This is a genomic window from Streptomyces sioyaensis, assembly GCF_004122735.1.
GTDB lineage: Bacteria > Actinomycetota > Actinomycetes > Streptomycetales > Streptomycetaceae > Streptomyces > Streptomyces sioyaensis.
Genome location: NZ_SDIF01000077.1, coordinates 1 through 12,581 on the forward strand (window position 1 = coordinate 1; position 12,581 = coordinate 12,581).

The following is a 12,581-nucleotide window of genomic DNA, read 5'->3' on the forward strand; positions in this document are numbered from 1 at the left end:
CCCGCTGCGGATCCGCCTGCGCCGCCGGCTGAAGTCCTCCTTCCAGCACTGGCTCAGGGTCCTGCTGGTGTCGGCGTTCGGGAGGTTCAGCACGACGAGGCCCGCGGTGGCCGGGACGAGGATGATCGCCGACACCAGCAGGACCCTGAGCCAGTGCTGGAAGGAGGACTTCAGCCGGCGGCGCAGGCGGATCCGCAGCGGGGTCGGGGGCCGGATCTCGGGGGTGGCGAAGGACAGGATGACGTCGTCGACGGTGTTCTGCTTCGCCGACCGCGGTTCCCAGACGTCGCCCATCGGGGTCCGTTCGGCGGCGAGTTGTTCCTGCAGCCCCCGGACGAGGTCCTCGAAGGTGACGAACCGCCTGCCGGGTAAGCCCCGTTCCAGGGTCTGGCGGACGGCACGGGTGAAGACGCTGCCACCGGTGGGCTCCTCACCACTGAAGATCCGGCGGTTGGGCTGCGCGGCCATCAGCAGCGACATCGGCTTGCGGCAGTTGTGGAAGGCCTCCCCGGCGTTCCCGGCGTAGCAGCACTCCAGGATGATCACGATCCGGTCGGCCCGGGCGTTGTCGAGGTAGGACAGCACCATGTCCTGCCAGGAAACGGTCTTGTGACGCCGTTCCGAGGCGCCGACCATCAACTGCAGATTGCCGCCGTCCCGGCCCACCCGGCCGTGGCCGGAGAAGTACACCAGCAGCAGCCCGCGCGCCTCCTGGGTGACGGTGTCCAGCGCCTGTTCCACCTCCCACGGCTCCTGGGGGCGGCAGAGCACGACCTCGCCCCGGGTGAACAGGTCGGCGCCGGGGGCGAGCAGGGCGCGTTCGAGTTCCTGGGCGTTGTCCTTGACCGCGGGGAGCGGGCGCAGATGGCGGTAGTCGTCGACGCAGATCAGCAGCGCCCGGTTGACCTTGCCCCGCGCGTCGTATTCGGACATCCGGCTCAGTCCCCGGCGGTGCTGCCGCTTCCGTCGTCCGGGCTGCCGGGATCGGGCGGTTCGGGGGCCGGGACGCCCGGGCCCTCGTCGCCCAGTGCGTGCAGGCCGCCGTCGCCGCCCCCGACCGCGACGGCCGGCCGTTCGCCGGTGTCCCGCTCCTCCCGGCGGCGGCGCAGCCACTCCTTGAGGGCGATGCTCAGGCTCTTGGTGATTTCGGCGGCGACCGCGCCGACGATGACCAGGACCAGATCGTCGACGCCGACGGCCATGTCGCGGGGGGCGTAGCCGTCGTCGTGCGCGTCCGCCGGCCGGGGCCGCAACGCCCAGTCGTACTGCCGCCGGGCCAGCCACGGCTCGCGCTCCAGCCAGCACTTGAGGTCCTCGATGTCCTGATCGGGATTGTTGGTGCCCGTGATCCTGATACGGATCTCGTGACGGTCAGCGCGCTGCGGCATCCCCCGGCCCCCTTCCGGCGGCCCCATCGCCGCCGCGCTCCCGATAGTGACGTGCCATCAGGGGCCCGGGCAACCGTCTGTGATCCGGCCGCCACGCTGTGGCGTGCACCACAGCCCATGCCACGGGGCAGCGTCGCAGGTCAAGGGTGAGTTGACGGGCATTCGCGGGGCGTGGTGGACTGCCCGGGCCATTCGGCGACAGCTGAGGAAGTCCGGTGCGAATCCGGCGCGGTCCCGCCACTGTCACCGGGGAGGGTTCCTCCAACGAAGGCCACGGTCCATCGCGCGGACGCCGGACGGCGTACGCGCAGGGGCTGGAAGGCCGGAGGACTCGCCGATCCGGGGAGCCAGGAGACTCATGTCGCCGACACGTCGAGCCAGGGCGCGGACCCTGAGTGAGGACATACCGCCATGCCCGGCCGCCCTTCGAGAGCTCCACTGCCCGCCGCCGCGCGGCCCCTTCGAGACGTAGGGCGTGGACACGCCCCGGCGGCGGTCTGACCCGATGCGCGGCGAACACGCGGGATATGCGTGCGGCGCGGCTCTCGGCTTCCTCGGCGACCTGATCGCGGCGGATCCCCGGCGCGGCCATCCGGTGGCCGCCTTCGGCCGGGCCGCGGCCGCCGTCGAGCGCCGGCTGTGGCGCGACCACCGCGGATACGGGGCTGCTCATGCCGTGCTGTGTGCGGGCGGTGCCGCGGCCGGTGCCGCGCTGCTGGTGCGCGCCGTACGGGGCGCCGCGCCGTCGCCGTCCCCGCTGCGCGGCTCCGCCGGGGTCGCGCTGACCGCGGCGACGGTGTGGGCCGTACTGGGCGGCACCTCGCTCGGCCGGGAGGCCCGGGCCGTCGGCGGTGCGCTGGCGGCGGGTGACCTGGAGGTCGCGCGGGAGCGGCTGCCGCATCTGTGCGGACGCGATCCGCAGGCGCTGGACGGGCCGCAGATGGCCCGTGCGGTGGTGGAGTCGGTCGCCGAGAACACCTCGGACGCGGTGGTGGGCGCCCTGGTGTGGGGGGCGTTGGGCGGAGTGCCCGGGTTGGTGGCGTTCCGGGCGGTGAACACCCTCGACGCGATGGTGGGGCACAAGTCCCCGCGCTACCGCCGTTTCGGCTGGGCCGCGGCCCGGCTCGACGATCTCGCCGGCTGGCCCGGCTCCCGGCTGACCGCCGCACTCACCGTCCTCGCGGGCCCCGGCCGGCGCGCCGCGCTGCGGGCCTGGCGGGCGGACGGCGGCGCACACCCGAGTCCCAACGCGGGCCCCGTAGAGGCATCGTTCGCGGGCGCGCTGGGCGTACGGCTGGGCGGCACGCTGGCGTACGGCGGGCGGGTGGAACACCGTCCGGTGCTCAACGGCGGGGCGCGGCCGGTCGCGGTGGCCGACATCGAGCGGGCCGTGCGGCTCTCGCGCCGGGTGAGCGTGCTGGCGCTGGCGGCGACGGTGACGGCGCGGGCGGCGGTCGGTGGCGCCCACGGCTCACGACAGCCCGCCCACGGCTCACGACAGCCCGCCCACGGCTCACGACAGCCGGGGCCCCGGCGCAGGAGGAGGACCCGGTGAACGGGCGGTTGAAGGCAGCCGGCGGGGCGGTCGGTGGTGGCCTGTTGGTGGCCGGTACGACGTCCGACGCCGGCAAGAGCGTGGTGACGGCGGGGATCTGCCGCTGGCTGGCCCGTCAGGGCGTCCGGGTGGCGCCGTTCAAGGCACAGAACATGTCGCTGAATTCGTTCGTCACGCGCGAGGGCGCGGAGATCGGACGGGCCCAGGCGATGCAGGCCGCCGCGGCGCGGGTGGAGCCGACCGCTTTGATGAATCCGGTGCTGCTCAAGCCGGGCAGCGACCGCAGCAGCCAGGTGGTGCTGCTGGGCAAGCCGGTGGGTGAGCTCAGTGCCCGGGGCTACCACTCGGGCCGGCAGGAGCAGTTGCTCGGCACCGTCACCGACTGCCTGGCCGAGCTGCGGCGGACGCACGACGCGGTGATCTGCGAGGGCGCCGGCAGCCCCGCCGAGATCAACCTGCGGCGTACCGACATCGTGAACATGGGCCTCGCGCGCGCCGCCAGGATCCCGGTCGTCGTGGTCGGCGACATCGACCGCGGCGGGGTGTTCGCGTCCTTCTTCGGCACCACCGCGCTGCTGTCCAAGGAGGACCAGTCGCTGGTCGCGGGCTATCTGGTCAACAAGTTCCGGGGCGATGTGACGCTGCTGGAGCCGGGGCTGGAGATGCTGCGCGGCCTCACGGGGCGGCAGACGCTGGGCGTGCTGCCCTTCGCGCACGGGCTGGGCATCGACGAGGAGGACGGCCTGAGGGTGTCGCTGCGCGGCGCGGTGCGCGAGAGCGTGGTGGCGCCGCCGCACGGCACGGAGGTGCTGCGGGTGGCGGTCTGCGCCGTGCCGCTGATGTCGAACTTCACGGACGTGGACGCGCTGGCCGCGGAGCCGGGCGTGGTGGTGCGGTTCGTGGACCGGGCCGAGGAGCTGGCCGACGCGGATCTGGTGGTGCTGCCGGGGACCCGGGGCACGGTCCGGGCGCTGGAGTGGCTGCGCGCGCGGGGACTGGCGGACGCGATCGCCCGGCGGGCCGCCGAGGGCCGCCCGGTGCTGGGCATCTGTGGTGGCTTCCAGATGCTGGGCGAACTCATCGAGGACGAGGTCGAGTCGAAGGCGGGCACCGTCGAGGGGCTCGGGCTGCTGCCGGTACGGGTGCGGTTCGCGGCGGAGAAGACCCTGGCCCGGCCGGCGGGTACGGCGCTGGGCGAGCCGGTGGAGGGGTACGAGATCCACCACGGGGTCGCCGAAGTGACCGGCGGAGACGAAGAGTTCCTGGACGGTTGCCGGGCCGGCTCCGTATGGGGCACGCACTGGCACGGCTCCCTGGAGAGCGACGGCTTCCGCCGGGCCCTGCTGCGGCGGGTCGCGGCGGACGCCGGCCGGGCGTTCGTGCCCGCCCCCGACACCTGTTTCGCCGCCCTGCGCGAGGAGCAGCTGGACCGGCTGGGCGATCTGATCGAGGAGCACGCGGACACCGCCGCGCTGCTGCGGCTGATCGAGGAGGGGGTACCGGACGGGCTGCCGTTCGTGCCTCCGGGGGCGCCATGAGGGGTACCCAAGGGACGAATACGGAGCTCGACGGCGACGTGGAGGACGACACAGCATGACAACCCCGCACGACACGACCCCGCAGTACCCCTTCAGCGCGGTGGTCGGCATGGACGACCTGCGGCTGGCGCTGCTGCTGAACGCGGTGAGCCCCGCGGTCGGCGGTGTGCTGGTCCGCGGCGAGAAGGGCACCGCCAAGAGCACCGCGGTGCGTGCGCTGTCGGCGCTGATGCCGGCCGTGGACGTGGTCGGCGGCTGCCGCTTCGCCTGCGCCCCCGACGCGCCCGACCCCGGCTGCCCCGACGGGCCGCACGGCACCGGCGCCGCCGAGGAACGCCCCACCCGGATGGTCGAGCTGCCCGTCGGCGCCTCCGAGGACCGGCTGGTCGGCGCGCTGGACATCGAACGGGCCCTGTCGGAGGGCGTGAAGGCCTTCGAGCCGGGTCTGCTGGCGGACGCACACCGCGGCATCCTCTACGTCGACGAGGTCAATCTGCTCCACGACCACCTGGTGGACCTGCTGCTGGACGCGGCCGCCATGGGTGCCTCGTACGTGGAGCGGGAGGGCGTCTCGGTACGGCACGCGGCGCGCTTCCTGCTCGTCGGGACGATGAACCCCGAAGAGGGCGAGCTGCGGCCGCAGTTGCTGGACCGGTTCGGGCTCACGGTCGAGGTCGCCGCCTCGCGCGAGCCGGACCTGCGGGTGGAGGTCGTGCGGCGCCGGCTGGCGTACGACGCCGATCCGGCCGGCTTCGCGGCGCGCTGGGCGGCCGAGGAGGACGAGCTGCGCCGGCGGATCGCCGTGGCGCGGGAGCTGCTGCCGGGCGTGACGCTGGGGGACGCGGCGCTGCGGCAGATCGCCGCGACCTGTGCCGCGTTCGAGGTGGACGGGATGCGCGCGGACATCGTGATGGCGCGCACCGCGACAGCGCTGGCTGCGTGGGCGGGGCGCACGGAGGTCCTGGAGGAGGACGTGCGGCAGGCCGCGCTGCTGGCGCTGCCGCACCGCCGGCGCCGTAATCCGTTCGACGCGCCGGGTCTGGACGAGGACAAGCTGGACCGGACGCTGGAGGAGTTCGGGGCGGACGAGGGCACGGGCGGCGACGACGATCCGGAGCCGGACGGTCCGGACGACGGCCCCGGCGGCGGCGGTCCGGAGGGCGGCGGGCGCCCGCCGCAGGACGGCGGCCCGGACGAGTCGCCGGCGCCGGGCCCCGAACTCCCCCACCAGCAGGAGCGGGAGGCCCCCCAGGAGCAGCCCGCGGCCCCGGAGCAGGCCCGCGAGTCGGGGCGGACGCAGGAACCGGCCGAGCAGAGCGCACCGGGCGCGGCCGGCGAGAAGGCCGCGGTCGGCGCCGCCGAGCCGTTCCGCACCCGGCGGCTGGACGTGCCGGGGCTGGGCGAGGGCGCGGACGGCCGCCGCTCGCGGGCCCGCACCGCGCACGGCCGGACGACCGGCGCCCGGCGCCCGCACGGCGCCCTGGGCAAGCTGCACCTGGCCGCGACCGTGCAGGCCGCGGCGCCGCACCAGCGGGTGCGCGGCCGCCGGGGGCCGGGCCTGGTGGTGCGACGGGACGATCTGCGCGAGGCGGTGCGCGAGGGGCGCGAGGGCAATCTGGTCCTGTTCGTCGTGGACGCGTCCGGGTCGATGGCGGCCCGGAAGCGGATGAGTGCGGTCAAGGGCGCGGTGCTCTCGCTGCTGCTGGACGCGTATCAGCGCCGCGACAAGATCGGCATGATCACCTTCCGGGGCGCCGGCGCCGAGCTGGCGCTGCCCCCGACGTCCTCGGTCGAGGCGGGCGCGGCGCGCCTGGAGCAGCTGCCGACGGGCGGCCGTACGCCGCTGTCGGAGGGGCTGTTGCGGGCCCATGAGGTGCTGCGGGTGGAGCGGATGCGGGATGCCTCGCGGCGGCCGCTGCTGGTGGTCGTGACCGACGGGCGGGCGACCGGCGGCCCCGAGCCGGTGGTGCGGGCCGCCCGCGCGGCCCGGCTGCTGGCCGGTGCGGGCACCGCTTCGGTGGTCGTGGACTGCGAGGCGGGCCCGGTGCGGCTGGGGCTCGCGGGCGAGCTGGCCCGTGAGCTGCAGGGCACCGCGATCACCCTCGACGAACTGCGCGCGGACAGCGTCTCCGCGCTCGTACGGACCGTGCAGGGCAACAGGAAGGCCGCGTAATGCCGCAGGGACAGCCGTCCGTCGTACCGAACGACGGGCTCACCACCCGCCAGCGCCGCAACCGCCCGCTGGTGTTCGTCCACACCGGCCAGGGCAAGGGCAAGTCCACCGCCGCCTTCGGGCTGGCGCTGCGGGCCTGGAACCAGGGCTGGCCGGTCGGGGTGTTCCAGTTCGTGAAGTCGGCGAAGTGGAAGGTCGGCGAGGAGCGGGCGCTGAAGGTGCTCGGGGAGTCCGGCGAGGGCGGCACCGTCGCCTGGCACAAGATGGGCGAGGGCTGGTCCTGGGTGCAGCGCGACATCGCCTCCAGTGAGGACGCGGCGCGCGAGGGCTGGGAGCAGGTCAAGCGGGATCTCGCCGCGGAGACCTACAAGCTGCTGGTGCTGGACGAGTTCGCCTATCCGCTGAAGTGGGGCTGGATCGACACCGACGAGGTGGTGTCGGTGCTGCGCGACCGCCCCGGTACGCAGCATGTCGTCATCACCGGACGGGACGCCCCCGAGGCGCTGGTGGACTTCGCCGATCTGGTGACGGACATGACGAAGGTCAAGCACCCGATGGACACGGGCCAGAAGGGCCAGCGGGGCATCGAATGGTGACCACGGTGAACCGGGCGAGTACGGCATGAGCGGCGGTGCGGTCCCCCGGCTGGTGATCGCCGCGCCGGCGTCGGGCGCGGGAAAGACGACCGTGGCCACCGGGCTGATGGCGGCGTTCGCCGAGGCCGGGCTCGCGGTGTCGCCGCACAAGGTGGGCCCCGACTACATCGACCCGGGCTACCACTCCCTGGCCACCGGCCGGCCCGGCCGAAACCTGGACGCCTTCCTGTGCGGGACGGACCGGATCGCGCCGCTGTTCCTGCACGGTGCGGCGGGCGCGGACCTGGCCGTGGTCGAGGGCGTGATGGGGCTGTTCGACGGGGCGTCGGACCGGGGCGAGCTGTCGTCGACGGCGCAGGTCGCGAAGGTGCTGCGGGCGCCGGTGGTGCTGGTGGTGGACGCCTCCTCGCAGTCCCGGTCGGTGGCCGCGCTGGTGCACGGCTTCGCCTCGTGGGACCCGGAGGTGCGGCTGGCCGGGGTGATCCTCAACAAGGTCGGCTCGGACCGCCACGAGCAGCTGCTGCGCGAGGCGATGGACTCCTCGGGGGTGCCGGTGCTCGGCGCGCTGCGCCGCGACGGGCGGGCCGGGACGCCGTCGCGCCATCTGGGCCTGGTGCCGGTCGCCGAACGGCGGGCCGAGGCGCTGGAGTCGGTGAGCGAGCTCGCCGCGCGGATCCGCGAAGGCTGCGATCTCCCGGCGCTGCTGGCGCTCGCGCGCAGCGTGCCCGAGCTGCCGGACGCGCCGTGGGACCCGGCGGCGGAGCTGGCACCGGCGGCCGGGCAGTCCACGGCTGCGCCCTCCGCCAGGCCGCTGATCGCGGTCGCGGGCGGCGCCGCGTTCACCTTCTCGTACGCCGAGCACGCCGAGTTGCTGGCCGTCGCGGGCGCCGAGGTGGTGCCCTTCGACCCGCTGCGGGACGAGCGGCTGCCGCCCGGCACCCAGGGGCTGGTGATCGGCGGCGGCTTCCCCGAGGTCTATGCGCCGGAGCTGTCGGCGAACGCGCCGCTGCGTGCGGCGGTGGCCGAACTGGCCGCCTCGGGGGCACCGGTCTCCGCCGAATGCGCCGGGCTGCTCTACCTGTCCCGGTCGATCGACGGGAAGCCGATGTGCGGGGTGCTGCCCGCCGAGGCCCGGATGACCGAGCGGCTCACCCTCGGCTACCGGGAGGCGGTGGCGCTCGGGGACAACGTGCTGGCCGCGGCCGGGACCCGGGTGCGGGGCCACGAGTTCCACCGCACGGTGCTGGAACCGGGGGCGGGCGCGGATCCGGCGTGGGGGCTGACGCACCCGGAGCGGCGGGTGGAGGGCTTCGTGGCGGGCGGGGTGCACGCCTCGTATCTGCATGTGCACTGGGCCGCCGAACCGGCGCTGGCCGGGCGGCTGGTGGCGAGCGCGGCGCGGATCGCCGCGGCCCGGGGATGAGCCCGCGGGCGGCCGGCGAGCCGACGGCGGCGCTGGTCGCCGGCGTCGGAGCGCGCCGCGGTGTCCCGGTCGGCGAGGTGCTGGAGCTGGTCCGCGCCACGCTGGCCTCGGTGGACCCGGCGGCGCGGATCGTCGCCCTGGCGACGGTGGCGGCCAGGGCGTCGGAGCCGGGGCTGCTCGGCGCGGCCCGCCGGTTGGGGGTGCCGTTGCGGTCGTTCCCGGCGGCGGAGCTGGCGGCCGTACGCGTACCGGCGCCGTCCGCGGCCGCGGCGGCCGCCGTCGGGACGCCGAGCGTGGCCGAGGCCGCCGCGCTGCTGGCCGCGGGGCCGGGCGCCGAACTCCTCGCCGGCAAGCGGAAGTCGGCGCCGCGGGGGCGGCCGGCGGGGGCGACCTGCGCGCTCGCCGGGCCGGCAGTAACGGACCAGGGTGGGGTTACCGCTGGTAGGGAGGGAGCCACCGAGGCTCCTTCGCAGGCTGCGGATATCGTCATGACCTCGTCCAACCCGCCCCGCCGTGGCACGGATCGGCGGACGGCGGCCGTCGGCGGCCCGGCGCCCGACAGCACAACCACCGGCACCAAGGAGACCCAGTGACCCCTCCTCCCGCACTGCTCATCGCCGGTCACGGCACCCGTGACGAAAGTGGTGCCGAGGCTCTGCGCACCCTGGTGCGTGTGCTCGGCGAGCGCCACCCCGATGTCCCCGTCGCCGGAGGGTTCTTCGGCAGCTCACCGGCGTCGCTGCCGCTGGACGAGGCGGTCGACGGGCTCGTGGCACGGGGCGTGTCCCGGCTCGCGGTGGTACCGCTGCTGCTCGCCCCCACCGGGCCGGTAACGGAGGCCCTGCCCGCGGCGCTGGCGCGGGCGACGGAGCGCCACCCGCGCCTCGCCCACGTCTGCGGCGCCGAGCTGGGGCCGCACCCCAAGCTGCTGGACGTGCTGGAGCGGCGGCTGGACGAGGCGCTGGGCGGCGGGGCCCGCCGGCCCGAGGACCGGGCGCGGACGACCGTGCTGCTGGTGGGGCGGGGCACCACCGATCCGCAGGCCAACGCCGAGGTGGTACGGGCCGCGCGGCTGCTGTGGGAGGGGCGCGGTTTCGCGGGCGTGGAGACCGCGTTCGTCGCCCGGACGGCCCCCGACGTGCCGGCCGGACTGGACCGGTGCCGGACGCTGGCCGCCGCGGCGGGAGCCGGTGCGGCCGGCCGGATCGTGGTCCTGCCCTACTTCTTCTTCCCCGGCGGTCTGCTGGAGCGGCTGCGGATGCAGACCGAGGGCTGGGCCGCGGCGCACCCGGCCACGGAGGTGCTCGGGGCGGGGGTGCTCGGCACCCCCGCCGAGCTGGCCGAGGTGGTCATGGAGCGCTACCACGCGGCGGCGGGCGATCCGCTGCTGAGCGCTGCGACGTGCGATGGCCGGGCGGCGGCGGAGGACGCCCGGGAGACCGCCGGCGCGGCGCGGGCGACCGCTTCCCCGGCGGCGGACACCGGGGAGCGGTGACCGTGCCCCCGCGCACCGGATCCGCCCGGCTCCCCGCTCCCCCGGCCGCCCCGCCGCCCGAACCCGACCTGCGGCATCACGGCGATGCCGAAGTGCGGGGCGCGGACGGCGCGTTGACGGATCTGGCGGTCAATGTCCGCACCGGCACTCCCCCGGCCTGGCTCAGAGCACGGATCGCCGCGTCGCTGGACACCCTCGCCGCGTACCCGGACGGCCGGGCGGCGCGCCGGGCGGTCGCCGACCGGCACGGGCTGCCCGTGGAGCGGGTGCTGCTGACGTCCGGCGCCGCGGAGGCGTTCGTCCTGCTCGCCCGCGCCGTACGCGCCCGCCGGCCGGTCGTGGTGCATCCGCAGTTCACCGAGCCCGAGGCCGCGCTGCGGGACGCCGGGCACCAGGTCGGACGGGTCCTGCTCGACGCCCGGGACGGCTTCCGGCTGGATCCGGCCGCGGTGCCCGAGGACGCCGATCTGGTCGTCGTCGGCAACCCCACCAACCCGACCTCGGTCCTGCACCCCGCGGACGTCCTGGCCCGCCTGGCGCGGCCCGGCCGCACGCTGGTGGTGGACGAGGCGTTCATGGACGCGGTACCCGGCGAACGGGAGGCGCTGGCCGACCGCACGGATCTGCCGGGCCTGGTGGTGCTGCGCAGCCTCACCAAGACGTGGGGGCTGGCCGGGCTGCGGATCGGCTACGTGCTGGCCGACCCGGACACCGTCGCCGCCCTGGAGCGGGCGCAGCCGCTGTGGCCGGTCTCCAGTCCCGCGCTGGCGGCGGCCGAGGCGTGCTCCACGCCCGGGGCGCTGGCGGAGGCGGCCGCCGCGGCCGGGCGGATCGCCCTGGACCGGGACCATCTGCTGGCCCGGCTGGGCGCGTTCGGGCAGATCCGGACGGTCGCCCCGGCGGCGGGCCCGTTCGTGCTGCTCCGGCTGCCGGGCGCGGACGGGGTACGGGCCGCGCTGCGGACCCGTGGCTTCGCGGTGCGCCGTGGCGACACCTTCCCCGGCCTGGGCCCCGACTGGCTGCGGCTGGCGGTACGGGACCGGGCCACGACGGACCGGTTCGCGGCGGCCCTGGGCGACGTGCTGGGCGAGGCCGTGGCGTAGGGCGGGTCGGGGCGTGCCCCGGTGCGGCAGGCCGCGCCGGAGGGGCCCGGTGAAGCCCGATGGGGCCCGGTGGGCCGACCTCGCCGGAATCCCTGCGGACCACGCGGCCACGGGGGATCCCGGCGAGGGGTGGGGTGCGCCGTACGGGCCCGTACGGCGCACCCCGGCCGTACCCCACACGCGGTGCCCCCACAGCACCGGCGTGGTGTACGGGTCCGTCAGCCGCGGCCGCCCTGCGGCGCGGCGCCGCGGCGCCGGCGGGTGTAGCCGATCGCGCCGGCCCCGGCCGCGACCAGCAGGGCCGCGCCGCCGGCAAGGTACGGCGTGGCCGAACTGCCGCCGGTCTCCGCGAGGTTCTTGCCGGTGCCGGGCTTGGCCCCGGTCTGCTGCACGTGGGTACCCCCGCCGGCCGGCTTGCTGCCGCCGCTCTGACCGCCCGTCTGGCCTCCCGTCTGGCCGCCGCTGGTGCCGCCGGAGCCGTTGTCCCCGGGCGCCGTGCCGCCCGGTGCGGTGCAGCCGGCCCGGACCAGCGTGACCTGGCCGTGCACCTCGGCGACGTTCAGCCGCAGCGGGTTGAGGGAGACCTTCAGCTCCAGCGCGGTGGCCGCGGCGCTCTTGGACGTGACGCTCTTCCGGGACAGGTCGAGCCGCACCTCGCCCACGCCCGGCACCTTGACGTCCGTCGTCCCGCCCGCCGTGAGCGTGACCTTCTTGCCCAGGACGCGGACCGGCCCCAGCACGTTGGACTCGGCGCGGGGTCGCTGCCCCGCCGCGCACACCGCTTTGGCGGTGACCTGCCGCGCCTCGATCAGGGACAACTGCGGCGGCAGACCGGGCAGGTGCACCTTGGCCCGTACGAGGTTGGCGTAGCCCTCGGCCCGGTGGCGGTCGGCGGTGCCGCGTGCGGTGGCGGCATCGGCGCGCAGCACGCTGAACGGCTTGCCGCCGTCGATGCCGTCGAGGGTGACGGTGAGCGCGGTCTTCGAGGCGGAGGCCGGGGCGTGCACGTCGTTCAGCACGGCGTTCAGCGGCACATCGAGCGTCTTGTGGAGCAGCCCGACGTTCAGGCCGGTGCGCAGCACGACCGCGTCGGCGGTGCCGCGGGCCGGGCCGTGGCTTCCGGTGGCATGGGCGGGCACGGCGCCGAGCAGAAGGGCGGGGCCGGCCGTGAGCGCGGTGGCGACGAAGGTCGCGGCGAGGCGTCGGGGCATGCCGAAGGAACGGGCGGGACTGGTGGACACGTGTGTGGAACCCTCACAGGAGAAATGGAGCCGCCGGCCGCGCCCATGGGGGACATCACGCGGGCCGGC

General features: G+C 75.9%; 11 protein-coding genes and 1 riboswitch. Of the genes, 8 read left to right on the forward strand and 3 right to left on the reverse strand.

Going from position 1 to position 12,581, the window contains the following annotated elements:
• Both EST54_RS23180 and EST54_RS23185 read right to left on the reverse strand, forming a co-directional pair.
• On the reverse strand, positions 1-933 hold a 933-nt coding region (locus EST54_RS23180; RefSeq protein ID WP_244942595.1), incomplete at its 3' end, for a caspase family protein.
• A 5-nt stretch (positions 934-938) separates the two neighbouring features.
• Positions 939-1,388 carry a hypothetical protein gene (locus EST54_RS23185; RefSeq protein ID WP_129249657.1) on the reverse strand — a complete coding sequence of 150 codons (450 nt, stop codon included), beginning with the start codon at positions 1,386-1,388 and terminating at the stop codon, positions 939-941.
• 205 nt (positions 1,389-1,593) lie between these two features.
• A riboswitch (cobalamin riboswitch) is annotated at positions 1,594-1,745 on the forward strand.
• Between the two features lie 148 nt (positions 1,746-1,893).
• Between EST54_RS23185 and EST54_RS23190 the strand changes: the two genes are divergently transcribed.
• The 8 genes from EST54_RS23190 to cobC are packed head-to-tail and all read left to right on the forward strand — an operon-like array spanning position 1,894 to position 11,271.
• Positions 1,894-2,943: a cobalamin biosynthesis protein gene (locus EST54_RS23190; RefSeq protein ID WP_167511602.1), complete on the forward strand. Its 1,050-nt coding sequence runs from the start codon at positions 1,894-1,896 to the stop codon at positions 2,941-2,943.
• Positions 2,940-4,481: a cobyric acid synthase gene (locus EST54_RS23195; RefSeq protein ID WP_129249658.1), complete on the forward strand. Its 1,542-nt coding sequence runs from the start codon at positions 2,940-2,942 to the stop codon at positions 4,479-4,481. The genes EST54_RS23190 and EST54_RS23195 overlap by 4 nt, the downstream gene beginning before the upstream one ends.
• A 55-nt stretch (positions 4,482-4,536) precedes the next feature.
• A complete protein-coding gene (locus EST54_RS23200; RefSeq protein WP_129249659.1) occupies positions 4,537-6,654 on the forward strand; it encodes a putative cobaltochelatase in 2,118 nt (705 codons plus the stop codon).
• Positions 6,654-7,250, forward strand: a complete 597-nt coding sequence (cobO, locus tag EST54_RS23205; RefSeq protein WP_129249660.1) for a cob(I)yrinic acid a,c-diamide adenosyltransferase — start codon at positions 6,654-6,656, stop codon at positions 7,248-7,250. The genes EST54_RS23200 and cobO overlap by 1 nt, the downstream gene beginning before the upstream one ends.
• A gap of 25 nt (positions 7,251-7,275) precedes the next feature.
• Positions 7,276-8,673: a cobyrinate a,c-diamide synthase gene (locus EST54_RS23210; protein WP_129249661.1), complete on the forward strand. Its 1,398-nt coding sequence runs from the start codon at positions 7,276-7,278 to the stop codon at positions 8,671-8,673.
• On the forward strand, positions 8,670-9,266 hold the full coding sequence (locus EST54_RS23215; RefSeq protein WP_129249662.1) for a cobalamin biosynthesis protein: 597 nt from the start codon (positions 8,670-8,672) through the stop codon (positions 9,264-9,266). The genes EST54_RS23210 and EST54_RS23215 overlap by 4 nt, the downstream gene beginning before the upstream one ends.
• Positions 9,263-10,168, forward strand: a complete 906-nt coding sequence (locus tag EST54_RS23220; protein ID WP_129249663.1) for a sirohydrochlorin chelatase — start codon at positions 9,263-9,265, stop codon at positions 10,166-10,168. Before EST54_RS23215 ends, EST54_RS23220 begins: the two co-directional genes overlap by 4 nt.
• Before the next feature lie 2 nt (positions 10,169-10,170).
• Positions 10,171-11,271, forward strand: a complete 1,101-nt coding sequence (cobC, locus tag EST54_RS23225; RefSeq protein WP_129249664.1) for an Rv2231c family pyridoxal phosphate-dependent protein CobC — start codon at positions 10,171-10,173, stop codon at positions 11,269-11,271.
• Positions 11,272-11,489: 218 nt separating this feature from the next.
• Here cobC and EST54_RS23230 read toward each other — a convergent pair whose 3' ends face one another.
• Positions 11,490-12,482 carry an SCO1860 family LAETG-anchored protein gene (locus EST54_RS23230; protein ID WP_239012330.1) on the reverse strand — a complete coding sequence of 331 codons (993 nt, stop codon included), beginning with the start codon at positions 12,480-12,482 and terminating at the stop codon, positions 11,490-11,492.
• Positions 12,483-12,581: the final 99 nt, after the last annotated feature.